At 39.9% G+C, this 25,814-nt stretch carries 24 protein-coding genes; 12 read left to right on the top strand and 12 right to left on the bottom strand.

The features are described 5' to 3' along the window. Positions 1–372 precede the first annotated feature (372 nt). The 4 genes from H6H03_RS29295 (at position 373) to H6H03_RS29280 (ending at position 4,064) form a co-directional block, all read left to right on the top strand. Positions 373–801 (top strand): plasmid mobilization protein, encoded by a 429-nt coding sequence (locus H6H03_RS29295; protein WP_190958572.1) that lies wholly within the window; start codon positions 373–375, stop codon positions 799–801. Between the two features lie 4 nt (positions 802–805). After that, positions 806–2,461, top strand: a complete 1,656-nt coding sequence (locus H6H03_RS29290) for a relaxase/mobilization nuclease domain-containing protein (protein ID WP_190958571.1) — start codon at positions 806–808, stop codon at positions 2,459–2,461. A gap of 205 nt (positions 2,462–2,666) precedes the next feature. Continuing rightward, entirely contained in the window at positions 2,667–3,359 is a 693-nt protein-coding gene (locus tag H6H03_RS29285; RefSeq protein WP_190958570.1) for a hypothetical protein, read from the top strand. Between the two features lie 63 nt (positions 3,360–3,422). After that, positions 3,423–4,064, top strand: a complete 642-nt coding sequence (locus tag H6H03_RS29280) for a hypothetical protein (RefSeq protein ID WP_190958569.1) — start codon at positions 3,423–3,425, stop codon at positions 4,062–4,064. A gap of 336 nt (positions 4,065–4,400) precedes the next feature. Here H6H03_RS29280 and H6H03_RS29275 read toward each other — a convergent pair whose 3' ends face one another. The 5 genes from H6H03_RS29275 to parA all read right to left on the bottom strand — a co-directional run bounded on the left by H6H03_RS29275 (position 4,401) and on the right by parA (position 6,934). Next, the gene (locus H6H03_RS29275; RefSeq protein ID WP_190958568.1) at positions 4,401–4,814 is read right to left on the bottom strand and encodes a hypothetical protein; all 414 of its coding nucleotides are present in this window, start codon (positions 4,812–4,814) and stop codon (positions 4,401–4,403) included. 178 nt (positions 4,815–4,992) lie between these two features. Then, a complete protein-coding gene (locus H6H03_RS29270; protein WP_242058035.1) occupies positions 4,993–5,250 on the bottom strand; it encodes a hypothetical protein in 258 nt (85 codons plus the stop codon). Positions 5,251–5,453: 203 nt separating this feature from the next. Next, complete coding sequence (locus tag H6H03_RS29265) at positions 5,454–5,726, bottom strand: hypothetical protein (protein ID WP_190958566.1); 273 nt, start codon at positions 5,724–5,726, stop codon at positions 5,454–5,456. Between the two features lie 352 nt (positions 5,727–6,078). Beyond that, positions 6,079–6,303 (bottom strand): hypothetical protein, encoded by a 225-nt coding sequence (locus H6H03_RS29260; RefSeq protein ID WP_190958565.1) that lies wholly within the window; start codon positions 6,301–6,303, stop codon positions 6,079–6,081. Then, positions 6,293–6,934: a ParA family partition ATPase gene (gene parA, locus H6H03_RS29255; protein ID WP_190958564.1), complete on the bottom strand. Its 642-nt coding sequence runs from the start codon at positions 6,932–6,934 to the stop codon at positions 6,293–6,295. Before parA ends, H6H03_RS29260 begins: the two co-directional genes overlap by 11 nt. A gap of 281 nt (positions 6,935–7,215) precedes the next feature. Here parA and H6H03_RS29250 point away from each other — a divergent pair, with 281 nt between their 5' ends. The 3 genes from H6H03_RS29250 to H6H03_RS29240 all read left to right on the top strand — a co-directional run bounded on the left by H6H03_RS29250 (position 7,216) and on the right by H6H03_RS29240 (position 9,746). After that, a complete protein-coding gene (locus H6H03_RS29250) occupies positions 7,216–8,136 on the top strand; it encodes a HipA-like protein (RefSeq protein ID WP_190958563.1) in 921 nt (306 codons plus the stop codon). Then, positions 8,133–8,915 carry a DNA-binding protein gene (locus tag H6H03_RS29245; protein WP_190958562.1) on the top strand — a complete coding sequence of 261 codons (783 nt, stop codon included), beginning with the start codon at positions 8,133–8,135 and terminating at the stop codon, positions 8,913–8,915. Before H6H03_RS29250 ends, H6H03_RS29245 begins: the two co-directional genes overlap by 4 nt. Before the next feature lie 600 nt (positions 8,916–9,515). Beyond that, positions 9,516–9,746, top strand: a complete 231-nt coding sequence (locus H6H03_RS29240; RefSeq protein WP_190958561.1) for a hypothetical protein — start codon at positions 9,516–9,518, stop codon at positions 9,744–9,746. 134 nt (positions 9,747–9,880) lie between these two features. Here the strand turns inward: H6H03_RS29240 and H6H03_RS29235 are convergent, their stop codons facing one another. After that, positions 9,881–10,261 carry a hypothetical protein gene (locus H6H03_RS29235; protein WP_190958560.1) on the bottom strand — a complete coding sequence of 127 codons (381 nt, stop codon included), beginning with the start codon at positions 10,259–10,261 and terminating at the stop codon, positions 9,881–9,883. 321 nt (positions 10,262–10,582) lie between these two features. Here H6H03_RS29235 and H6H03_RS29230 point away from each other — a divergent pair, with 321 nt between their 5' ends. Next, positions 10,583–11,080, top strand: a complete 498-nt coding sequence (locus tag H6H03_RS29230; RefSeq protein WP_190958559.1) for a hypothetical protein — start codon at positions 10,583–10,585, stop codon at positions 11,078–11,080. A 196-nt stretch (positions 11,081–11,276) separates the two neighbouring features. Here the strand turns inward: H6H03_RS29230 and ltrA are convergent, their stop codons facing one another. After that, positions 11,277–13,049, bottom strand: coding sequence for a group II intron reverse transcriptase/maturase (gene ltrA / locus H6H03_RS29225; protein WP_242058034.1), 1,773 nt, complete (start codon positions 13,047–13,049; stop codon positions 11,277–11,279). A gap of 422 nt (positions 13,050–13,471) precedes the next feature. Between ltrA and H6H03_RS29220 the strand changes: the two genes are divergently transcribed. Beyond that, positions 13,472–13,783, top strand: coding sequence for a hypothetical protein (locus H6H03_RS29220; protein ID WP_190958557.1), 312 nt, complete (start codon positions 13,472–13,474; stop codon positions 13,781–13,783). 336 nt (positions 13,784–14,119) lie between these two features. On the opposite strand, the gene H6H03_RS29215 is transcribed toward H6H03_RS29220, so the two are convergent. The 5 genes from H6H03_RS29215 to H6H03_RS29195 form a co-directional block, all read right to left on the bottom strand. Beyond that, the gene (locus H6H03_RS29215; RefSeq protein ID WP_242058033.1) at positions 14,120–15,133 is read right to left on the bottom strand and encodes a DUF1822 family protein; all 1,014 of its coding nucleotides are present in this window, start codon (positions 15,131–15,133) and stop codon (positions 14,120–14,122) included. A gap of 9 nt (positions 15,134–15,142) precedes the next feature. Beyond that, positions 15,143–15,793 (bottom strand): sigma-70 family RNA polymerase sigma factor, encoded by a 651-nt coding sequence (locus H6H03_RS29210; RefSeq protein ID WP_190958556.1) that lies wholly within the window; start codon positions 15,791–15,793, stop codon positions 15,143–15,145. Between the two features lie 211 nt (positions 15,794–16,004). Next, positions 16,005–18,884, bottom strand: coding sequence for a DEAD/DEAH box helicase (locus H6H03_RS29205; protein WP_190958555.1), 2,880 nt, complete (start codon positions 18,882–18,884; stop codon positions 16,005–16,007). A 143-nt stretch (positions 18,885–19,027) separates the two neighbouring features. Continuing rightward, positions 19,028–20,137 carry a ParB/RepB/Spo0J family partition protein gene (locus H6H03_RS29200; protein ID WP_190958554.1) on the bottom strand — a complete coding sequence of 370 codons (1,110 nt, stop codon included), beginning with the start codon at positions 20,135–20,137 and terminating at the stop codon, positions 19,028–19,030. Beyond that, positions 20,134–20,889 (bottom strand): ParA family protein, encoded by a 756-nt coding sequence (locus H6H03_RS29195; RefSeq protein WP_190958553.1) that lies wholly within the window; start codon positions 20,887–20,889, stop codon positions 20,134–20,136. The genes H6H03_RS29200 and H6H03_RS29195 overlap by 4 nt, the downstream gene beginning before the upstream one ends. Positions 20,890–21,060: 171 nt before the next feature. Between H6H03_RS29195 and recD2 the strand changes: the two genes are divergently transcribed. The 3 genes from recD2 to H6H03_RS29180 all read left to right on the top strand — a co-directional run bounded on the left by recD2 (position 21,061) and on the right by H6H03_RS29180 (position 25,465). Next, positions 21,061–23,382 carry an SF1B family DNA helicase RecD2 gene (gene recD2, locus H6H03_RS29190; RefSeq protein WP_199339122.1) on the top strand — a complete coding sequence of 774 codons (2,322 nt, stop codon included), beginning with the start codon at positions 21,061–21,063 and terminating at the stop codon, positions 23,380–23,382. A gap of 20 nt (positions 23,383–23,402) precedes the next feature. After that, entirely contained in the window at positions 23,403–23,600 is a 198-nt protein-coding gene (locus H6H03_RS39865; protein WP_199339121.1) for an AAA domain-containing protein, read from the top strand. Between the two features lie 749 nt (positions 23,601–24,349). Continuing rightward, positions 24,350–25,465 (top strand): hypothetical protein, encoded by a 1,116-nt coding sequence (locus H6H03_RS29180; RefSeq protein WP_190958552.1) that lies wholly within the window; start codon positions 24,350–24,352, stop codon positions 25,463–25,465. Positions 25,466–25,814 lie beyond the last annotated feature (349 nt).

Genomic DNA, 25,814 nt, shown 5'->3' with positions numbered 1-25,814 from the left:
CAAGAAAATAGGTGCTGGCTCCTTACCAGCCCTCACACACAGCCACATCTCAGGATTGCCCTAGATTACACACTGTGGCGTTGCTGCTAGATCCGCGCGATGCCCCGGAGATTGGGTTGCCCTGGTTCTCGCGTGGGGGCTTAGGCAAGCAATACGCCTTAACGCGCTCCGCGCTGCTTTCCCTGCGGGAAAGAGGCGTTCATTGCTTGTTGGGGGTGTCCCCCAAACCCCCAGTAAACAAGTATCTTAAAGGGGGAAATCAGTCCAAAAGTTCCGGGTGATTCGCCTACCTGCTCGGCACTTCGTGCCATAGCAGCTACAGCGAATCACCCGGTTAAAAAAAGAAAAATTCAGATAGCTAAAAGCCCAGTTATGCAAATAGACCCCCGCACAAACCTGAGTAATCAACTAGCAGATGCACTAAATAACCGGACAATAGAGCCAGATACAAAGCGAGAAATAACCATCACCTTTAGGGTAAGCACTGCCGAAAAATCTAGGTTAGAACAACGGTGCAATGGAGTCGTGCAAAGTGACTATATTAGAGCGAGATTATTTGATTACCCTTTACCCCAACCAAAACTGACTATTCCTGAAGTCAACAGACAAACAATCTACGAACTAAAAAAAATTGGTAACAACCTCAATCAACAAACCAGAGCCATCAACGAAGCAGTAAAAATTGGTAGCCAACCTCTAACCAATAATGTCAAAGAATATCTGCAAACTATAAAAGAACTAGCTGCCTTATTAGAACAAACTCACGCCAGCTTATCTCAACCGATAGCAGAAGAGGATTAGCGAAATGATTACCAAAATCAAAGCCAATAAATCATTTCGCGGCACTACCAAATACGTACTAGAGAAAGAGAAAGCCCAGATTATTGGCGGCAATATGTACGGGATAACCACCGATAAATTAGTAGAGCAATTCACCCTGTCAGCCCACCTCAACCCGCAACTAAAAGACCCCTGTTATCACTTAATGCTCAGTGTACCGAAGACTGACAGAGATTTAAATGATGAAGAATTAGCTAATCTTTCTCAACGTCACTTTGCAAATGTCATTGTGCTATCACGGCTAAAAGGTGATGAAGCCCAAGTTAAACAACCTCTAAAAAGAATATCTGACACCAAACTAAACCAGCTAGTTGATGAATTTATAGAAACAGAACTACCAGCCTATGACTTCTTCATAGCCCGACACTCAGACAAAAAACACGACCACACCCACATCGTTGCATCCAGGGTCAATAACCTCGATGGTAAATCAATCCGCACCTGGAATAATTACGCCTATTCTGAACACTCAGCCCGACTATTAGAACGAGAATTTAACCTCACACCAGTACAGAGTAGTTGGGAAAGTAAACGGAAAGCTATGACTCGAAACCAACTGGAACGGGTAGAGCGAGATGGACTTCCAGGCGAAGAAATAATGAGACAAGCCATTGAGCAAGCCGCTGCTTCTAAACCCACAATGCCAGAGTTTATTGAGCGATTATGGTCAGAGCATCAAATCAAAGCCATCGTGAGTTATTACAGTCATGGTGCAGTCAGAGGCATTAAGTTTGGTATTGATATCGGCTCAGTTAATGAAGATGGTTCGCCCCGACTACTGTGGAAACAGGGAGGTAATCTCAATAAATACAAATGCTCATTTAGCAAACTTCAAAGTGAATTAGCCATAAATTATGAACCATTACGGGATGATGCAGAAATTAAACGCCTCACTGACCTCATAGAATCAGCCCCAATTCCGCCAATTAATCAACAAATAATAGAGCAAGCAACATCTACTATAACTACAGATAATCTGGAGATATTACCCAAACAATCCGAGCCTATAACAGAAATTAAACCCCCAATAACTCAGACTCAATCATTAGAGCTATACAGGCATTACAGCTTAGAACTAGAGAATGAATTGTTCACAGACAGAGATAAACAAGTAGCGGTCAGAGCCATACAAGATGGTAAAACCGACCCAGAAGTTGCAGAAATACTCAAAGCCAGCCCCGCACTATGGAATCAAGAAGAAGCCAGAGCTTTAGTATTGATTGCTAAAAATCAGTTAGCCAAACAGCAACCATCACCTGAATCACAACAAGCAGAACAACAGCAATTAAGACAAGAATTATTAGCTATAGCAGTCCCCGTAGGTGTAGAGCTAATCAATCACCTAATTGAAGATACTGGTAAAGATAGCCTGAAATTTAAACACTCTAGCCTATCAAAACAGGGTAGAGAATTAGTGTTTACTCATGATGAGCGAGGAGAGGTTTTTCGTGTCCAAGTCAACCGTAACCCTCAAGGTGAGATTGAGTATTCTGTAGTAAATATAGGTGAAGTCAAGCAGTCAGATATTGAAACTTGGCAAAAAGCCAAGCAGATATTGCTGGAATATATAGAACATGAACGACAGCAATCAATCACTCGGACTAGAGGATTATCACGGTAAAGAAAAGTGAAATGTAGTCGAGCAGCAGTTGCAGTTGAACTATTATTTAAAGTTGGTTTCCTGGCTACCTATAACTGTTACAATTGTCTAGTTCAAAATTATTAACTGAAACTCCTGATTTTACCCGTCTAGTTTACTGAGAATTCATACTAGAGATATTTGATAAATCACAAATTATTTCCAGGAAATCTTTAAAATTGAGAGTATGACTATTCCTACCGATACACAACAGTTATCACCAAATAATAAAAATCTTTTCGCCCCTATAGACTCTCTACAATATCGGGCAATTGGTCGGATATGGGGACATTATGTTCCTAGTGCCGAGAATATACGTAAAGGGGAACTAATCACAACAGACGGTGTAATAATCAATGTCAATCTCATGAATCAAATGGTTAAACTGGTTGCTCATCATCTGGATTTATCATCAGATTATTTGTGGACTGCTTATCCTAAAACTCCACAGAATGATTTGGAAATAGGGCTTTATCTCAGTTTGATTAGCGTGAAAGTAGTCCCAAATTATACGGAAATCATCAAAACTGAATTACAGTCTCAAGCTGATATTTTTTCCATCCAAGGAGAAGTAATATATCAGGACTTTGAATTGGGGATAGTGACAGTAAAAATTCGGCGGACACCTCGGACAGAAAACGATAATCCTCCTGATTTTAAGTTAAGGCTATTAGGATTTTTACCGCCTAAATCGGCTGGGCATTTCTGGCATCTTCATGTGCAGCGTGTAGGGACTAACTTAGTGATTCAATCAGGGGAATGTATTAAATTTATGCGTCAAAAGCAATCAAAAGCTAAAAAGTTATCAACTCCTCCATCTGAAAATAATCACGAGTCAGTCTCAGCTAATCCTACGCTACAGATAACCGAATCAGTTTAATCATGACTGACTTTGTGTTTGCTTCCCCCATACCAAAAAGTATTGAGCCGTAAATAACTCGTTATGCCCAAGCGTAAATCTCAAAAAACTAACAGCCAATCATCACCAGAAATAGCCACGCCTCAAAAACCTGCTATTCTGCGTATCGTTAAGCAAAATCCTACAGATACATCAGCCAATAGTTCTGCACCACTGGAGTTATCAACTGCTGTACCAAAGGAAAATAATCCAATTGAGCCTGAGTTAAAAGTAAATAATCACCAGAGTGAAAGTATTAAAGTTTCAGAAAAATATAGTAATCCTGTCCTGACTTCTGATGCTGCGTCTCAAACAATAATCTCTGATAATGAACAGTCTGACTTACCTCCGCTTATAGAGACAACACCAGTTAATGTAGAAGAATTAACTGCAAATGCTGAGACGGTATTTGAGGTTTTAGGAGAAACTGAACTAGATAAAGAACTGACGCAATCAAGTAAAAAACTATCATATAAACAATTAGAGACAGCAACTAATAGCCAGGGACAGACCTTTACCGTAGGTGAGGAAATAGAAATTAAAACTGGTAATTTTGGCACTCAACAGGCTGTAATTACGTTTTTATATTCAGCACCAGATGGAAGTATTTGGGCTAGTTACAGTCCTGTGAGTAAAGAACAGAAACAGCAATGGCGACGGGGTTTCTGCCGGATTGAATATTTGTAGAGTTTGGGTTAAATATTGTAGTGCGATGTATTACACCAGAGCCAAATAAATATCTAAGCAAGTAAGAAAAGCAAGTAAGAAAAAAATTTGATTCCCTGGTTAGAAAGAGGTATTTATAAAGCTGACCGCCGCCAATGAGGTGTAACTTCCTTGCTCAGTCGCGGCTATCATAGAAATCCTGAGCGATTTTTTAATAATGTATAAATATAAATCTATAAAATAAAAGCTATCACACTGCCATAATTTTCATAGATATACACAGCCACCTTAAAGAACAAACATATATAAAATTTAATTGAAATTTTTAAGACTGCTTAAAATTTAGTTTCCTGAAGTTTATTTGCGCTGTACGATAATCGACTCTACACCGTTCATCTGTAAACGAGTATACAACCAATCCATTTCTACTTTAGTCCCGCTATAAATAACCCCAGATTTAGCATTAAGTTCTTTTAGCTTTTGATATAACTCGTTTGTAGATATTCCAAAAATCTGACGCAAACATTTGATAATAAGCCGCTTTTGTTTTTCAAGATTTTCAACTATTATTTCCCATTCTCCTTCCTCTAAAAATACTTTTTGGCGAATATCTTCTGGTAGTAAATTTACGTCATCCATTTCAATGGCAGCACTACAAAACGGGCAATTATAAGAAAGATACCATCTTAATTTCTCATGAATTGCTGTTTGGTTAACTTCAATTTCTATTGAGTTATGGCATTTATAGCATTGACCTATAATTATAGTCATACCTTCTGTAAAATTTTTTAAGTTGATAAGTGCGATCGCTAATTTTGGACTACTGCTTTTTAAACACTATTTTAGGAAATGTCGTGATATATGGGTTTGACGACATTAAAGTAGATTCTATAGTTAGACTAACTATAGATTTTTAAGAACTTTATTTCAGTTCTTAAAAGACAGCTATTTAAGTATTAATACTCTCAGCATTAGGGTTCAAAAAAATTTTAATCATTTTAGCTATTTGATATTTACTTGCAGAACCAGAACTATAAAGATAAGTTAAAGGTAAAATTTCACCCGAATTTAATATAAAAACAACTCGATAGACAGTACTTTCTTCGCCATCAGTACTTTCGACCTTTACATCAACAAGTTCATCTAATTTATGCTGAATAACTAGTTTCCCAAAAATTCCTAGCCATCTGCTACGAGTTAAAGTCATGAGGTTGGCTTCTTTATCAAAAGAGCAGGTTATAGACACATCACTAGTTATAATTAATAAAGATAGTACCTCCAAAAAAAGACTTATAATACAATAAAATATTACTCCACAGATTATTAAGAATAAGATTGTAAATAACAAAAAATTGAAATCAATTTGCATAGATAAAAAGGATCACTATGTCATTTTTGTTAAAGTTTAAGCTAAGAAATCTGTTTTAGCCAGTACCGCGCAAGTGAGTTGCTCGGTCGAAGCTCTTGAGGCGCTTGAGAGTGCGATCGCACTTTGGAAGCCCCGACCGCACAATAGAGATGCACCGCATTGGCTTGAAAAATCACTGATAAGTCTCGGCTGTGACAAATAAAACTCAGAAATTCGCGGCGGGATTTTCTTACTTTTGGATGCTCCGCCCCGTCGGAGACGATCGCAATTTTCTCCCATAGCCCCGACCGCGCAACAAGCTTGCGAAACCGCACCTACTTCAAAACCTTATCTAGCACGGCTTTTAGCATAGATATTAGATTAATTTCTTACTTTTTTCTTACTTGACTTGATTATCATCAATAAATTACTAAAAAATCAACAAAACCATTGATGAAAATCTATATTTAATGCTGATATCTTCTGACCCTAAAAAAGTCAGATGTATCTAGGACATACTTGGTAAATCGTCCTACATTTGTAATTATTTGTTACACAAACTGCCATGACACGGTGCTTCTTGCTGCGCCCAGAGGCGATTGCTTTCAGCACCAGCGAAGCTGATCGCCTTTTATATAGAGAGATTTAGTTATGAGTATTTGAGTATTTACTCAAATGAAGTTTTACTCAATCTTTGGAGACTGGGGTATCTAGATACGCTTCTAATGCCTGGATCACAATGTTGGTAATGCTGCTACCCTTGCCTTCCTCTATGGCCCGTATCTTAACTTTGTTGTGTAAGCTGACTGGTATTTCCGCATTGAGGCGGGTAGTTTCTTCCTTACTTGCTTCTTCAATCGCCAAGTTTTTCTGCTCGTGGTCGCGTCGTGTTTTCTTTGCTTTAAGCACCATGCTTAAGTACCTCCAACACTTCCTTTTTGAGTGTATTAATTTCTTTAGCCGCATCGCTGCTGGGGTCACTGAAAACAGTTAATCCCTCGGCTGCCGTGGTGGGGTAGACTACCCGTTGAGTCGTGCCTGCCTTAAGTACAGGTAACCCGTAATCTGAGAGTGCTTGATTAATCTCCCCACTGAGCTTGGTATTTTTGATTGCTCTGCTAATGACAAAAGCGGCTTTTGGTTTACCGTTGGTGACTTCTCGACGTGCGGCGATAATATCAACCAAGTCTGCACAAGCCCAAATATCATAGGGGCTTGGCTGTACAGGTATAAGAACCAAATCAGCAGCCTTGACTGCAGCTGCACTAAGCTTGGCGATTTGCGGCGCACCGTCAATTACAATCCAGTCGTATCCTTGCGATATAGCTTGTAAGTCCTTAGCTAGTGTTTCTCGGTCTAGTCCCACAACCGGGATGATGTTCCCTCCACTTGCTTCGTTCCAATCTCTAGCACTGCCCTGTGGATCTGAATCTACCAGTAATACTGTGTAACTATCCCGCTTCAGTGCATGAGCAAGATTAGTAGCAATCGTTGTTTTACCTGAGCCTCCCTTCTGGTTCAGGATGGCGATAACTGTTGGCATTTATGGACTCCAGCATTTGAGTAAACGTTCATTTGAGTAAATACTCAAATCATCAAAGCATTAATTCTGAGTAATGACAAGTTAAAAATCAAACAAAATTCTGAATCACGAAAGAGCGAGTTTTAGTTGATGAGATAGACTACAGTATTTTGAGTAAACACTCATTTGAGTAAGTATTCATTTGAGTAAATACTCAAATTTTTTTAAGGAAACCTTGTTATAGATGAAGCAAGCTATGCTTAATGAGAGCGAAAAATGCCTACTGATTGTCAATGACCTAAATGAATCCGACTCCTGAATTTCCTATCATTTTTGTTACCGAAGCCGATTATGAGCTTTCCAGTAACGAAGTGATGGGCAGTAAGTATAAATTTTGGTTTGAGCATGAACAACTTGGTCGCTGCCTATATAAGCAAGCGCGACAAAATTTAGGAGAAGATTGGGCAGAGAAAGTAGCATCAGAGTTGTCTTTTCTTTTAGGATTACCCCACGCCACTTATCATCTAGCTGAAACTTGGGAAGGTAATCGGGGTGTAGTTTCACCGAACTTTTTACCACCAGGAGGGACGCTTGTTCATGGCAATGAAATTCTCACGCCAGTTGTGCCAAATTACCCAACTTTCGCCACCTACGGCGTATCACAGCATACAATAGATATTGTTGTGCAAGTGATAGAAGCATTGGATGTGGGACTGCCAATAGCTTGGACACCACCGAGCGGTATCCAAAAAGCCGTGGAAGTGTTTGTTGGCTACCTTCTGTTAGATGCTTGGATTGGCAACGGAGATCGTCACCACGAAAACTGGGGTTTTCTACGAAATAGGGTAGCATCCACAGAAACTATACACTTAGCACCCACCTATGACCATGCCTCTTCTCTAGGACGTGACCTCCCTGACGAACAGAGACAGAAACGCTCAGTCGAGGCTTATGCAAATAAATGTTATTCTGCTTTTTATAACAGTGTTGAAGACAAAAAGCCCCTAAAAACTTTTGATGTATTTCACCGAGTTGCTTTCCGTTACCCCCAAGCTGCCCATATCTGGCTGGCTCGTCTTGAAAGCATCTCAAGAGCGAATACACGCTTGATTTTTAATCGCATTGACAAATCGCGTATCTCAACTGTTGCTATTGAGTTTGCACAGAAGATTTTGTCAGTCAACCAAAATAAGCTACTTGATTTAAGGAAATCGCTCCAGTGAAGACACAAAAAACACTATTTTTAGCTTGGCAAGACCCGGAGAGCCGCTCTTGGTTTCCCATTGGTCGGTTAACATTTGACGGTGCAAGATACAAGTTTGTCTACACCCAAGGTGTAAAAGAGGCACAACAGATGTGCAGTTTTTCACCTTTATCTTCATTTCCTCACTTAGAACAAGTATATACATCAACCCACTTATTTCCAGTTTTTTCTAATCGGCTGATGTCCAGTTCCCGCCCTGATTACGCCAATTTTCTGCAATGGCTGAATATTTCAGAGCATGAAGTAGATCCACTGGCAATTTTAGCCCGTAGTGGTGGACAACGGGAAACAGACAGTCTCGCCGTCTTCCCCTGCCCTGAGCCAGATGCAGCAGGCCAGTATCAGTTACACTTTTTCGCCCACGGGCTAAGACATCTACCTGAATCTGCAATTGAGCGGATTAATCACTTGGAGCCAGAAGAGAAGTTATGGTTAGCTCACAAATTTCAAAATCCTCATGATTCCCTGGCATTAACTCTCCATAGCGAGAATCACTGTATCGTAGGTTACTGCCCACGGTATTTACGAAGTGAAGTTTTTGAGCTTCTTCGTCAAGATCCTTCTTCAGTAGACCTGCGTGTAGAGCGTGTAAATTTACCACCTACACCGTTCCAGTTCCGTCTATTATGTAGGATAACGGCTTTACGCAAAGACAATTTTCATCCCTTTTCTGGTGAAGAGTATCAGCCGCTCATCAAGGAAGATGTTGCTACAGCATCCCTGATTTATCATCCTTAAATTATTTTCATAGCACGGATTTAAGCATCATAAGTTAACAGTAATACTATGTAACTAAATTGCTTCAGTGTACTAGGAACATCTGTAGCAACAAGTGTTATCTTCTAGCTTCTGTTTTGCTTTAAAACGGCTATAACCCTTATTATTTAAAGATTATAGCTTTTTGAGTAAAAACTCATTTGAGTAATTACTCAAATAAATACCAAGTTGATTCTAGATAAGGACAAGTCAAAAATAAAACAAAATAGAACTAGCTTTCTGGCTTGCATCAAATTAAGAAACTCTGGTAATTAATTTCTTACTAAACATTTTCACAACTTAAAAATATCAAGGTATTTGAGAGCTTCGGCGGTGCAGCTTTATTGTGCGGTCGCCACTTGGATAGACTTTGGTGCAATTTCTGGAGATTGGGATAAAGACAAGTAAACATTAAATTGGTCAGATATTGATTGCATCTCGTTCTTTATCCGTGGTAGGTGCGATCGCTAGATTGTAACAAACACCTTTTCCTCATCTATACTGATGCAATTTTTCAACCGCATATAGTTTTACACTTATCCAAAGGTATAATAAGGCTGTAAATAACAGCATAATTATTTTATGCTTAGAGAAAAACAAAAGCAGACTGATCGCTTAAAAATTCTGGAAAAAGTCTACGAATCAATAGAACAAAGAATGACCACCAATTCAGTTGCAGTATATGTTCAACTTGCAAGGCAGTATGGGAAAAAATACCAAATAGAAGGTTTAGTAGAAAGTTGGATTCTGGAAGGAAGAAACGTTTTTTTTACTCCTGAAAGTGCAAAGGCATGGGCAGATACCTTACCATAAGTTAAATAGATATTAAAATTAGCGATTACACAATTCACCTCCCTGCTATCATCGCTCACCCTAGTTCCCATGTCCAATGACTCATAAATAAGTTAATGATAAAAATTAATATGTTTCATCAGTAAAACCTAGTCTCAGTCAATACCTAGCTCATTAGCTATTGATAGAGCATGATCGTAAAAACGTTGAGAGTTCTGTTTTTCAAATGCCAAACAAATATCATTAATTGTACTTTGATCTTCTGATTCAATAATGATATTTACATAGAAAGCTTCTTTCCAAATCGCTGCTTTCTTAATATTAATAACCTTGACATCAAAATTATAATTATAGTTGCCTATTTCCGTGAGGTTTTCTAATTCATCAAGGAATCCTACTTTAAAATTACGAACTGTGAAAATATCTCCTACTTGTAAAGGTGGATTGGATGTATAAGTAGCAATTAAAATATGTCCATTGCGGATGTTTGGAATATTTAAACGTAAAACCAGATTATATAAAATTTGTGATTCCATTACTTTTATATTATTATAATAATTGCTAAAATTTTATCACTGTTACTATTGAAATGTAATAATTAATTATAATAATTATTATAGAGAGTTTTACAAGTGGGGCATCATCTAAAAGCCAATTACCAAAACCTGCTTCCGTTTCTATTCTGGCGTAACCTCTAGATAACGTTGCAACATCTCCAGACTCTACTCCCTGGACTGATAGCTACGCTACCCAACGAAAACGGTGATAGCTATGGTGAAGCATTTAAGGCAGAACTCAATCAGCCAACCATAAAACCTATTGAATTTAAGCAATCTAGATTTTTATAATTTTTTACAATGTCAGAAAGTCAACAAAAGCGCTCTTTAATAGACGTTATTACTTGTAATGGTAAAGCAGATCCTCTGTTTTTATTTGAAGAATATACTTTCATTGAAGAAGACTGGAAAAAAGAATTTTTTGATTATTGTCTAAAATGGGGTTATATTGCTTTAATTGAGCAAGAAGCTGATACAAAACAATGGATTTTCCATAGCATAAGTCACGGAGCAAGCAATCGAATTTGGAAAAAACCAATCGCTGATAATTTTGAAAAGTTAGATAAATTAAAATATCTGACAGAGAAGAGATATGAAGAACTTTTTGTAACTTATTTAAGGAACCAAGGAATAGGGGTTCAGCCGGGATACGCGCAAATTGGGACATGTTGTAAAGTTATGTTACGCAGATGTTTGAAAACCCTTGATTTGACGTTGTTTCGATACCGGATTGAGGGTATCCTCTCTTGCGAAGACATTCCCGAAAAAGGTCATTTATGGGCAAGTTTAAGAGACTGAATCGCGTAAAGAGTTGATTTTAGTGTGCAAAAATTTGAATGCCCTGATACCATTTTTGGGCAAGTTAGTAAATTGCAAAATCTGTTTCTGCAACATTTGTTTACAACGTGTCTCTTTGTTAGGGTCGAGGGGAACATTACTGTTCCACCCCTCCCATCCGAAACCGTGCATGAAAGTTGTCCCTTCACACGGCTACTCAATGTGTTTCCCTATTGTCATGCAGGGACTTCTGACTACCATCAGTGGCAGTTTTGACATCGTGGCAATGACGGTGCAGTAATTGAAGATTGTTCCATTCCTTTTTACCTCCACAACTCAGGGGTTTGATGTGGTCAATCTCCAATAAATCACCTTCAAGAAAATTTAAGCCACATCCCATACATTTACCTTTCTGTTGCTTAAGGAGGTTCCTTTTAGTAGTAGGTAAATTGGGATGATTACTTAACCTTAAACTCCAGTAGATAGTGTCACCATCATAAAGACTTTTATCACTTCTAACTTTTACATAATCGTTAACACTGGAGTGAAATTCGATATGTGATAATAACTTTAATCCGTTACTATCTGGTCTAGTTGTGAATACCCAATGGTTGTCGCCTATGGTATGCCAATACTTTTGATGACCGTGATAAATACTTCCGGTTTGTCTTTTAGCCCATCTTCTTAGACGAAGATAAGTTATTCTATCTAACCGGGCGAAATCCCCAACAGTTCCAGCGTCTGAAACTCTATAAAATGTAGCCCATCCCCTAATAATAGGGTTAAGTTCTTTAATTAGTTCCGCTTGGGAACGTGACTTACATTTTATGATGATGCTTTTCATCTTATTTTTGTGAGCATCAATCGCCTTTTTTGAAGGGGTAATGAGGGTAATGAAACCAAGACGAGTACCGAAACTATTTTTGTTTTCTCGGTATTTACCCACTTTTTTATGCTGAATATGGTGTCCCAGAAAATCAAATCCTGCTTGACCATCTTCACTTAAATCTGGGTGCAGTGTATGTGCTACACGGGTCTTTTCTGGTTTCAGTTCTAAGCCAATACCTTTGAGCCAAATTCTGATGATTTCCTCACACCGATTAATGACCGCTCGTGATTCGTGTAAAACTATGAAATCGTCCGCATACCTAATGAAGGTCGGTTGGCAGATTTTATAGCCGAATTTGGTTTTTGACCCTCTTACCTTCCCACTTTTATTAGCCGGAAATTCTTGATTAATCAGGTCTTCTAAACCATGTAAAGCAATGTTAGCTAATAATGGCGAAATTACCCCACCTTGGGGTGTGCCAGAATTTGTAGCTATCAGTTCTCCTGAATCTATGACTCCAGAATTAAGCCAAGCTTTTATTTGTTGCTTAACTTTTCCCTTCATGTTTAGTTTCAAAAGTAATGCTTTCTGATCAATGCGGTCAAAACATTGCGAAATATCTGCATCTAGTACAAATTTAGCTTTTGATACTATGCAGTTTTTGATATGTTTAATGGCATCGTGGCATGACCTACCTTGTCGAAACCCATAACTGGATGCCTCAAATCGAGCCTCCCATTCTGGGTCTAAGGTAGCTTTGACTGCGGCTTGTAGGGCGCGGTCAAACATAGTGGGTATTGAAAGCGGGCGTTTTTCAGTTTTCCCTGGTTTGGGTATCCAAATTCTACGTGTTGGTTTGGATTTACCATTTATTCTTAGCCCTTTTGCTAGGTTGAGACGTGCTTCTGGGGATAAGGATTTTACCCCATCCACTCCTGCCGTCTTTTTACCTTGGTTATCTTGCGTTACCCTTCTTACCGCTAGTACCCTATTCGACCAAGACCTCATTAAAATTCGCTGAAGTTTACGGACTCGCTTGATATCACCACAACGCGAAGCGGCGTAGATGCGTTTTTGCAACTTGAAGACGTATTTCTCGACTTTGCGCCAATTTATATTTCTCCATCCCTCAGTATTCTCAATTGAATCTGACTTAGGCATATTCATTGCTACTTACACCCCTAGCTCTATGCACATTGCGGGTTACGTCTGCTTATCCCGGACGTTACTCCATCCCTTTTCGGGCTTTAACCGTTACTTCGGTTTGGGCGTTTGCTTCTTAACCCATCCCTCCCAAATAAAACTTTTAGCCTGACCGCCTACCTATGTATCGACCACCACAGGAGTTATAATTTGGTTTACTTCGTTCCTGATATCCATTGTTTTGAGTCTTTAGGGGATGCCTATCCACCGGGGGTCTAGGAAGTGCGCTGTTTCGGTTGCAAGAACCTAACAGTCCTTACCCTTTCGGTTATTTCCGAACCAAGGTGTGTCCGAAACACAAGCTTATATCCCTTGGTGAGATATGACGATGGCTCAACGACATTTCGCTTGCTCTCCCCATAAACTCTTGCTTGCGGCTGGTGTTTTCAGCAATTATCACCTTTATCCGCTTTCGTCCCCGCTTTACGGATTTGATAGTCATTCTCCTCCGTAGGGGCTACCATTTTCTGGTAGTTTACGTGCTTTCAACCCCGCACCAGGGTGGTAGGACTTGGTTTTATAATTCACCTCACCTACATGGGTATCAAGTTGTCATCAGTAGAGGATTAAAGTGCGGACTCAACCCCATCAGGGGTTACTCTACTGAAGCCTGGAATCCACCGAAATATTTGGTTTCTCCAGAACGAATCGCACTTGCAGGTATCCCGGCTGTACCCCTAAGTCGGCGTTAAAAAATCAAGCTATGTGACGAAATGTAAAATCAACGAATAGCTTAGAAATTGGTCATTCTACAGTTCTTACAAAACTAAACATACATGGTTTTTATCGTGCCGACTTACTTACGTTTATAAGTAGTCGTGCAAAATAAATTATCTACTTAGGAAAGGGAACACGGAAGGAATACAGCGATTTCAATCACGTTGAAAAATGGCTAAATATTTATGCGTAGGTACTTATGAGGTAAATTGACTCAAAAACTGTGTTAGTTGGTTATACTGAAAGCCTATTTATATAACTTTGAATGGGCTGATTATCTGGTATCTGATTTCTCTGCAAGTCCCTTAATTTCAGATTAAAAAGTTCTCTATCACGCTGACATCTCCTAAAACTATCTTGACGCTGAAATTATCTCCCACAGCAGCGTTAAACTCCAATGAAATTTTTTTGTTATCGTTTTTTGCTTTAGCTTCCATAACAGCAGTTTCCTCTTCATCTAAAATCATCACATGAAGAGAGGATGGCAAGTACTCTTGACCATTTGTTGGATGTAACTCTACAATAATTTTCATATCGTCAAAGTTGCTTTCGTCATGACTGACTTTAACAACTATCCCTACTGATTCCCTATTAGCTTTTATCCCAAAATCAATCAATTTAGCCCGTTCAACAGAGTTTTTTAACCCCTTTTCTGTACTTCTAAATTGCCAAGCTGGTTCAGTTAAGAATATAGATTCAATTGTTGACCAACTAGACTCAAAAATATTCTCCAACCATCTTTTTAAGTTGGCAACATTTTGACTAGATGAATCCAAATTCTGACTGGATGATACCAAGTTTTGATTAGATGAATCCAACTTTTGACTCTTAAATTTAGTTGTTTGTAATTCTAGAAATTCTAAATAATTCAGGAAATTTTCTAGAGGTTGTAGTTGGTTAATAGGAAAGTTATCAATTGATACCTCCTTGACAAATCCTAACAACTTGGCTGATTGGAAAGATTCACTTATTTCCACAACTACATAGCCAATCCGGTTTGATTGGACTTTCGGTGGTACATAAACAAACTGTGCATTTTCTAACACCGGACGGCATTCCAATTTCCCCAAATTTGTAATCAATAAATCAGCTACATCCATCAGAGTTTGTTTTACTAGATTCCAACTGTCACTCGCTTCTAGGTCAGTCTCAAACTCCATACATTCTAGATAGAAATTCACGAAAGATACAGACAAGGTATTAAGCAAAACCTGCTGGCTTTTTTCGGGTGTGGCTTGCTCTCTTGACCATTTTTCTGCTAGCCTGCGAGCGACGGTTGATATCGGACCAGTAAATGTAGAAATAGTTGCCATGTCACTCATCATTTGTTTCCTCTAAGTTAAGTCTTCACCACCATATAAATCTCTAAATTCGTCGCGAAATTTTTCTAAAGTTCGCTGATAAAAATTACTTAATGTTGCCACTGGAATATTCAATTCTTCGGAAATGTCTTTCCAAGATATACCTGACCATCTTTTGACAGCAATTTCCTGGAAATTTACTTGCGGATATTTTTTGATATGTGCTTGTTTAAAAATCCCTTTTGGGTCTATTTCTATATATCGTCTGATTTTTTTAAAAGCAAAGATATAATTATCCTCGTTCTCGCTATCGTCAAATACCAAATCTTCCAAGTTTTCTAAGACAGAACTTTCGACATTAATTTCATGGACTTTGCCAATTATTTTGGGAATAGCCTCTTTAAAAAAACGTTGACTCAATAACATATTGACCCAAGTCATAAATAAAGCCCGTTCCGGGTCGTACTTGTCAATATTTTTACAGATATACAAAAATAGGTCTTGTACTGCCTCCTGATAAATTTGTTCGTAAACTCCTTGAAATTGACCGTTATATGGGTGGCAAAGTTTGCCTGAGCGGTATATACCATCGATTAGTTTTGATAAAGTTATCCGTCTAGCAGTTGTACCTAGTGGGTGTTGTTGGGCTTGTAGAGCTAGCTCTTGAAGCTGTTGCTCGTTCATATATTTATTTGTGAGAATCTTATTCCTCTAAAAACTATCGGATGTTAATTGTGGCTTTTATCGAAATCGTCTAGTAAAGGTTACAAAAATTTACAATATAATTTTTGGGGAGGCTTCCCGTGAGCTTTCAGACTAGTGGGCGATGTGGATGCTCATTAATTTTGCCACTTCTAGTGTCCCTTACAGATTTGACACTCGCCAACGATATCATTCAATCCCCAGGCGAGCGAATTTCCCCATGTTGCCGAATATGTTCAACTAACCGTTTGGTTTCACCACCTGCTAATTCTAGTTCCCTAACATTGCCCACCAAAATAAACAATTCCTTAGCCCTACTAACGGCTGTATTCAGTAAATTGGGTCTGCGGTTAAGGAACCAAAAACTATGCTCTTGGTGACACTGGTAAGGAGAAAAGATAATAGCTGCTTTCTCCCCACCTTGAAAATTATGAACTGTGCCAATATCATCCCAAGAAAAGTTTCGCCAACGGTTAGATAATCGATACCTAAGCGCGTTAGCTTGCTGCAAAAACGGCGACATTACCCCAATTGTCTTTGAGTTATCCTCCGAGCTAACAGAGTAACCTTGCTTCAGCAAGGATGTAATTACAGCTTCTACAGCTTCGATTTCTTCTGGATTAGTGTTATGGGTGTGGCTTCCCTCGACATGGTAAGCCAGTAGATGCGGTTCTGTTGCCGTCTGGTGATTATTGGAAAGGATTTGCAGACCACCGGGATAATTGGGGCTGCAAAACTGAATAATGTCTGGGGTACAACGGTAATGATTTCTGAGGATAATGCCATTGCCATTGTCCCCTTCAGTACCACTAGCACCAGCAGCACGATGATAAGCCGTAGCTGTGTATTTGGCAGTGGGGGCATAGCGATAGTAATCTTCATTCCTCATGCCCCGATCCAGAAAAGCAGTTTTGAAATATTGCTTGATGGTATCGTCGCTCATGTTAACAATTGGCTCAATCTGTTGGGGGTCGCCTGCTACTACTGCCTGTTGCGATCGCACCAGCAAGGGAAATAATTGATGTATAAGAGTTGTCCCCGCTTCATCCACCAGTGCCAGCTTGATGATATTAGGCTGAAGAATTGGCAACATATTACGCATTGATTGAAGGGTGGAGGTAATGACAGGAAAAATCAAGCTCAAGTGACTTAAGATGGCATCACTATCAGTAGACAGTTTGAGCAATGCCTCTCCATCCCCTGCTAATACGCTGCCGTAAGTTTCTAATGCCCTCATAACGCTATCTTTGCGTCGGAGAGTTTCTTGCAACAGAAACGCCCAGGCACGTTGAAATAGTTCTAGCTGCAATTGGTGATAGTCACGGTAAAAGCGACTGTAAAAATCTGCTTGAGGGTAACTATCAAGTTGTTTTTGGATTTGTTGCTTTTGAGCCTGTTTTAGCTCTAGTTCCTTATTTAAAGCCGCTATTTGGCGTTGAATTTCAGTTACTTCCAGGTTTAGATTGCGCCATTGCCGTGACAAACCAATTTTTTGGTGAACGCAGGTGATTGCTGTGCTTAAACTGGAGGGATCAATGGGTATTTGAAAGGGATGCGCTGTAGCTAAGGTGTTTAAAACAGCCGCGTTTACTCGATTCGCCAAACGCTGAAAAATCCGCTTGTCGGTAGTAGCATTGAGCCAGTCTAAAGCGCGTTTTGTCATGGAGTCAGAATCTTTTGGCAGTTCGCGTTCTGCTTGGAATAAAGCCTGTTGTATTTGCTGATAGGCATCAATGGGAAAATTTTCGTAAGCAGCCAAACTTGATAGCTGTTCAGTTAGGGCTGGCAACTCGGCAGACTTAGCAGCAATATCGTTATTGAAAGATTGGATTTCTACATCCAATTGCGATCGCCGTTTAATGTCAATAACTTTTTGAGCAGTATTCAAGCGGTCTTGATCTTGGAGTTGCTGAATTTCACTCTCGGCTTGCAGCAATTCGAGTTTGGCTTGTTGCCAAGCAGATTGATTAAAGAGAGCATTACGCAGCCAATCTTGGGTTGATTGCAGTTTGGGTAAGGTTTCCTTACGGATATTAGCTTGGTTGCCGCCTGAAAGATAAAACTGTTGAGCAGGAGAATTTATAGTCAGTCGTTGTTGGAATTTTTTAACGGTGCTGTTATTAGCCCCGACAAAGAATATTAAATTATTTACATCATCTTCACCGTGAACAAGTCGTAACGCTCGATTTACTACTTGCTGTGCTATGAGGTGCAGAAACACCTCGGTTTTTCCATTCCCCGGTGGCCCACAAACAGCAGTTAGTAAATTCTCCTGGGCGTGTTTGAGGACAGAGGCTTGAAATTCATCAGGTGCATGAGAGGGAAAAGCACCCCAGAACATCACTTCATCTCTGGGTGATTGTGGCTGACCCCAGAGGTACTGCATCGCTGGATGAGTTTCAATTAGCCATTCAGCCTTAGAGTCAGGTTGTTGCAGTTCCTTGAGGATTTCTTGTATGTCTTGCTTGAGAAGGGCGTTATAGGGGGTAAAGTCGCAGCGAAGTAAATAAGGTTGTCGAGAGGTTTTATAGTTTCCTTGGGGGAAGTCTACCAGTTCGAGAAAGTCTCTCAGCGTTGGGAATCTTCCTTTAAATGTGTCTTCTAAAAATTTCAAAATTCCTGATGCAACAATCAGTGATTCAGCTTGTTCTTCCTCTAGTTTGTATAGCCGCATTAAATTAACAATGACTGGCTGAAACTCGTATTCGGTCAAGTCCCAGCCAGTTTTGCGGTAATTTCCTTTAAGAATGTTTGAAATATCGATGGTGAACAGAGGCAAGTATTTCAGCTTTTGGTCTTTGCCCTTGCCGTTGATTATATAGATTTGTGGAAAAGCGACAGCCATCTGAACATCATTTTTGTTACCTCTAGTGGCTGCTTGTTGCTGTTGCTGAAATTGGGTAAATACTTCACTATCAAGGAGTAACTTGTTGCCAACAAGCTGCACTCCCTTATCTACTACTTTTGAATAGATATCTGAAGAACGCTCGACCTCAGCTTGAGTCAGTTCCTCTAACCTGATGTAATTTAACCAAGCTTGTACTATCTGTTGGAGTTTTTCTGACTCTAGCATGGGAACACTTGTAGAAGCGACTGTACTACTGGCATTAGATTCAACTTAATACTTTTTCGCCTTTGTTGCCAGAATTACCCAGTAGCAGACGGTTTTCCACAAAAAATTTAACAATTCTACTTACTCATAATTGATGGGCGCTATTACTCAACACTCGTCAGCGCCTCCAGTTGGGACAGCAGTTTTTCGATTTGCTTACGTTTTTTTGGATCTGACCAGATACGTGATTTTTTTAGTTTAGTGGTCGCAGCAGTAAAACGTTCTTTGTAATTGTTAGATTCAGTTTGAGAGTTAGAGGCTCTTGGTTTATTTTCACTAATGCGCTGTTTAATTTCGCTTAAAGACCAATTGTTAGTAATAGCTTGCTCTACAAAGGCAACGCGCTCGTCTAAATCCTGAATAGTAGCAATGGCTTTGGCTTTGGTGTACTCAATTGAACCATCCCTGAGTGCATCAAGAATATCTTCTGGCAGGTTTAGCAGTGGAAGACGATTCTTGACGAAAGATACCCAAGTCATTAAGCCCAATCCCTCAAATACTCCTTCAACAATTTTTAAATCTGGGTCGGCTACTGACTGATCATTGAGGGCGGAATTAGGGGTTTTGGTTTCGCCCATAACGTTATGGGTAGGTTGATCGCTATCGCCTTCATCCTCACTAATAGCGTTGTTATCAGAGTCACTTTCAACTGCGCCCATAACGTTATGGGTAGGCTCATCACCTTCATCATCGAGTGCGCCCATAACGTTATGGGTAACTGTAGATGCCTTGTTTTGTAGACGTTGTAGACGATACAGTAATGGGGGTACTTCCTCAAGGCTTCGACCTAGTTTGAGAGCCAACAGTTGCAGGATGCCTTCAGTTTCTTCGACTGGGTTCAGGTCTTCTCGCAGTAGGTTTTCTACGAGTGCCAGTTGAAAAGCTGCATTGTCGTCTAATTCTTTGATGACAACGGGAACTTCTTTTAAAGCAAGTTCTTGGGCTGCACGATAGCGACGCTCTCCTGCGACTAATTCGTGTTTGCCACCATCAACGGGGCGTACTAAAAGCGGTTGCAGGATGCCATGCTGTTTTATGGATTCGGTTAACTGCTTTAATGCTTCCGGGTCAAAGTAACGGCGTGGTTGTGTCGCTGGCAGAACAATCTGGTCTAGCGGCATGGATTGGGGAGAGCCAGCATTCGCTATACCTGTGGTGTCCCAAGGTACTTCAATTTTGCTTTTAAGGGGTTGGGTGGCTTTAGTGCGTCTCATTTTAAGGTTGATAAACTAAGGGCTATTTTTTTGAGGATTTGGACAGATGGGTGCTTGGGGTCATAAACTGCCAAGGGCATTCGTTCCTCGGAAGCATCAACAAAAGCAGTAGAGCGCGGAATGGGCGGGAATACTGTTCCGGCTGAGGCTAGTTGTTCGGTGATGGCTGCTAGGGTACGGGTGTCTTGGGAGTTACGGGCATCGTATTTTGTGGGTACAAACCCAGCTATTTGTAGTTTGCGGTTGGGTTTGTTGCGGACGGTAGCGACCGTTTTTAACAGTTCGCCTGTACCCTCAAAGGCTTTGAAATGGGTTTCTAGGGGTACGAGAACATGAGTGGCAGCTACAAGGGAGATGTAAGAGAGTAGCCCTAAACTGGGAGGGCAATCTATGAGGATGAAATCGTAATTGTCTTGGATTGGTTCAATGGCTTCTCTGAGGCGGAAATCGCGCATGGAAGCATTAACCAATTGCATTTCTGCCGTAGCAAGAGAGATGTTAGCCGGGGCTAAATCCATGCCATGAATGTTCTCATGAATTGGCAGAGGTTGTTCATCCACGATGGCATTGTTAACAGTTTGCTCTATGTCTCTTGGAGCCAAGCCCATAAAAATGGTTAAGCTGGCTTGGGGGTCTATGTCGATGAGCAGGACACGATGACCCAATTGTGCTATTTGGTAGCCCAGGTTTTGGGTAAGGGTGGTTTTGGCAACACCTCCCGCCTGATTAAAAACTGCGATGATTCGGCTCATAAGTGAGTTGTTTTACCTGCACCGTTACAACTAAAGATAACGGTGAAAAGTCGTTTAGAAATGTTTATTTTTGTTCGTGGCTGCTATTTTATTTGAAAATGCGATCATCATATTAGGTTATAGCCGATTTAATTAGTTAAGAACGCTCTTCTTGTGAGGAGGATGGTGTGCATGATGATTTCATTCCCTCAAGTCGATAAACTTCCAGAACTAAGCTTGAGCGAAATCCAGCAGTATCTAGAAAGTGGACTTTTTCGAGGAATTGGAAAAAAAACTGCCCAAACTCTTGTCAACTACTTTGGCTATGACACCTTATTGGTATTAGATGCCCATCCAGAAAGACTTGAATCTATCCCTGGATTTGGTGAATCTCGAATCGCTAAAATTACCAAAGCTTGGTCAGAGAGTAAAGTCAATCCCACAAGAGGAATTATCGCCCAGCTTTTGGGTGTAGGAACATCACTACGATTAACCTTAAAGATTTGTGAGCATTATGGACACACAACCGCATTGCAACTCAAAAGCGACCCTTACAAATTAATTGATGATATTGAGGGCATCGGCTTTAAAACTGCTGATGAGTTGGCGATATCGTTGGGGATGTCGGTTGCAAGTGACGCTCGTTACTCCAAGGGTCTACTCCATGTCTTGAAGTCGGCTTTGAGTGAGGGTAACTGTTTTCTGCCTGAATCTGATTTGTTGGGGCGTGCTGTGTCTTTGCTAGAACGTCCTCACCACACACCAGACTATAAATCTTTGAATACAATTTTAGGTCAGTTAGTTGAGGAGCAGACTTTAGTTTATGGTGAGGTGGCCAATAGTGTTTATACTAGAGCCGCCTACCGTGCTGAACTGTCTGTAGCGTTAAAAATCCAAACTCTAATTAACCGACCAACTTACCCGACCGAACATTTAGAACATTGGTTAGCCGACTTTGAAGCGCCTTCATATCGTGAACTCTCACGCTTAACTACTGAACAAACCAGTGCCTTGTTAATGGCAGTTAAACACCCTATTAGTATCCTTACAGGGGGGCCTGGGCGGGGGAAAACCTATGTGCTACAAGCTTTAGTGCAATGGTTAACATTTCGGGGGGCAAATATAGCTCTTGCAGCCCCGACCGGAAAAGCAGCGAACCGGATGAAAGAGGCTACTGGAATGGAAGCCAGCACCATTCACCGTTTACTCCAATGGCAGGGGCTAGGGCAAAACTTTTACTATAACGAGGATAATCCCCTAACTATTGATTGGCTGATCGTTGATGAATTTTCAATGGTGGACATATTTTTATTTAATTCCCTATTAAAAGCTTTACCAACAAAAACCCAAATTCTGTTAGTAGGGGACTCTGACCAATTACCCAGTGTTGGCCCTGGAATGGTGCTGCGAGACTTGCTCTCTGCGGAAATAGTACCAACAACAAGATTACAAACAATTCATCGACAGCGAAAGGATAGCCCAATTATCTATGCAGCTAGTGAGGTAAATTTTGGCACAGTTCCGCCACTGGATAAATTTAATCAGGCTGAGTCCTGGATGGATGTGGGAGAGTGCGCCATGCTAGAAGCTAGTTCACCAGAAATGACGGCTAAAAGCATTGTCTCTTTAGTCGCATCGATGAAGAAAGAGAATGTCAATTTGAATCAAAACGTGATAGTGTTAGCACCCCAGAAGGAAGGGGCGGCTGGTGTGAACAATCTCAATAAACTGCTTCAGCCTATTTTTAATCCCCAAAAACCTAATTTGCCAGAAGTGGTTGTCGGCTCAGTGGTATATCGAGTCGGGGATAGGGTGATACAACTTAAAAATCGTTATGATACGCTCCCGCCAGTGATGAATGGTGAGACTGGTCAGGTGGTAGCGGTAGATGAGAAAAAAGAAATGGTGAAAATTTCTTGGGAGGGGGGCGCGATCGTCGATTACTATCCAGGTTTCTTTGACCAAATCATGCACTCGTTTTGTATAACGTGCCATAAGAGCCAGGGCAGTGAATTTCAGTATGTGATTTTCCCATTATTAATGGCTAACTACCGGATGTTAACCCGTCAACTGCTTTACACAACAATGACTCGCGCTCAGGGAACATTTATCGCAGTTGGGCAGCCAGAAGCATTAAAGATTGCTGTAGAGACTGATAAACCTGCAAAACGGTTTACTGGGTTGATGGCTCTACTCATTTCACCAATTGATGAACTAACCAAAACATTCTCACGTTTAAGCCAAGCCAAGGCGGTTGCTGCGACACCAGCAACCGTCACCGTGGCGTCTAGGCTACAGTCACGCCAACTCACTGCCACGCCCGGACAGATGACGACTATCGGTACTATCGCCCTACAAATGTATGAGGAAAAATATGGACATCGCCCGTCGAAGCAACTAGAACAGGTAGGGAAGTTTAAATTTAAGACTTATCACTATGAAATATCAGCAGTTGAGTTAATTGATTCAGCTATTGATTTGGTGATGAGAGAGGGGAGTCATAGAGAAGACTGATTACAGATTTTTGCGAACGCTTGGGTGCTAACCTAATTGCTTGCCATGTAGAAGGGAAGCTGGAGAACAACGTTAATTGGGCAGAAGTTGATGCAGTAGAAGCGTTGATTGAGGAGTTGTTAGCGGCGGGTTATTGCTTAAATTCTCCTGATTCTGACAACACAATTGGAGTGATTTCACCTTATCGCCGTCAAGTAGATGCGCTGACTCAACGTTAAAAATCTCGCTGGTCAGATTTTTCTCCCAAGAGCATTGGCACAGTTCACACATTTCAAGGTGGACAGAAATCAGTGATAATTTTCTCGACTCGCCAATGCCAATCAACTGATAGCCTTTGGTTTATTAATCGGGCTTTCAAAACCTGTTTTCGATAAATAATTTCCGACGTAGTATGAAGGCTTTGGGCTATGTAATTGCTCAACTTATGCTTTCAAAGTTGGTTAGAAAACAATGCACTAAAATCTTGGTCACTCACAAAGGAGTCAAGGCGATCTGCCATCGTGATGCAGAGGTTACCCTTCGGAAAAATAGCTTTGGCAACTTTAGCAGTTTCTGCTGGTACCAGTATAGCCCTGTTGTGGATTCAGTGACATCGAACGATACCTCAAGCGATCGCTTTTTAGATCCTAAATAACTCTTGATGGCATCAACTTATTTGTTAAGCAATATTTCGCCAGCAGTATCAAAATCTGACAAGAACCACTTTATCCTTTAAACAACAGTTTTAACGGCAATCTTATGGTTCTACCGACAGTGACACCTATATGGGTATATCTTCCCATAATGACAGCTTCGCTATATCTACGCAAATTTTTGTGCTTCTATAGTAAAAATTCTCCGTATAAACACTATTTTTATATGAAATTATTGACGATTTTTAGTATTATCTCTTACCGTTGAACCAAATGTGTTAAATTCCATAACGCATCTTGCCCAAAACTTTGAAAATCACTAATCTGAGAAAAATATGTCGCAAAAAAATGCAGAGATGTTTTTAGAAGAAATTTTTGAAAAGGAAGATTCTACAGGTTTTATAGAAAATATCGAATTACTCAATGATATATTTATAGAAGCAAAAAAAAGAGATTATGAATTTTCTGATGATGAACTATTATTGGCTGTTGAAGATAAAATAGAAACAATTCAATTATTTTTTCCAGAAAGAGACGAAGAACTTACGTCAGAAAACCTCTCTACAAGATTTCCGGCACCAAGAACACCAGAAGTATGGCTAAGGGCATCTGCACCAAGCTCTAATAAAGAAATAAGTGTTGAAAGCTTAGAATATGGAGATATTATATTAACAAATATAAAAAATTTAAAAAGTACAGAAATACACTTATCTAAATTAGGGATTATAGGAGGACAAAAATTTACCTTGCCTCATTTAAAATTTGGTTGCCCATACACAGTTCATGCCTCGCTTTTTATTGGAAAATACAAAGGAGATAACAATCATTATGTAGCTGAAGCAATTAAAACAGGAATAACAACAACTAAATTTCCTTATGAAGGAGAAAATAAAAAAAATAAATATTTTGTTTTTAGAAGTAAAAATAAGGCTAAACATACTTATGGGGGGAATCTTAATTTTCCAAGTTTAGCGAAAGAAATAGCACAGAATTTAGTGTGCCAGAGAGAAAATGATCCTAAATTTGGAAATTACAATCTAGCACTATCATCTGATGAGCTATTAAAACTACTTACTCTAGAAGGAAGAATACAATATTTGATAGATAAACTACGAACAGCTACTGATAAAAAGAAAAAGCAAGAAGGAAGTGCAATAAGCTCTCTTTTCCTACGAGCAATAATAGAAAAATCAGATTTTATAAAATATGCACAAGAAATTTACAAAAAACCTCAAAATACATTTTTTTGTACCGATTTTGTAATAATTTGCTACGCACTAGTCGCAGCCAATGACTTTCTTCTAAGAGAAGTTTCAGAACAAGAATGGACAAAAGAGTATGCTAATGATTTCATATTATTAAGAGGTGATAGAACACCACCAAGACAGCTAGAACATTACTTACGATCAAACAAAAAAAACTGGGAATTCTTAGGTACACTAAAAAAATAATTGCGTTATTTGAAATTTATTTATCTTAAGGAAATTCCACGCAAAGCCCCTACCAAACCATCGGTGATAGGTTAAGATAAAGTGCCTTTTGTCAATCAGTTAAAATACTCAAGATAGCTTTAATAAGAATGATAATTGTGTGCAGGGAGAGGGGGAGTAGTAGAACAACATGCTTGAGTGACACATTTGAGCAGAGGAATACCACCTTGATATCTGGATGCCTAAGCCGGAAGTGCTGTAGTTGTAACGACCTGCAATACTAATCGCTCAAACCTGCAATCAAGACATTTACAAACCAGGATTATTTGCAACTATAATTACGCTTCAGCCAGGATTAATTGCAACTGAA

The sequence above is a fragment of the Nostoc paludosum FACHB-159 genome (assembly GCF_014698835.1).
In the GTDB taxonomy this organism is placed as follows: Bacteria; Cyanobacteriota; Cyanobacteriia; order Cyanobacteriales; family Nostocaceae; genus Nostoc; species Nostoc paludosum.
Note: the sequence above shows the minus strand (reverse complement) of the source record. Positions and strands in the feature narration are given on the sequence as shown.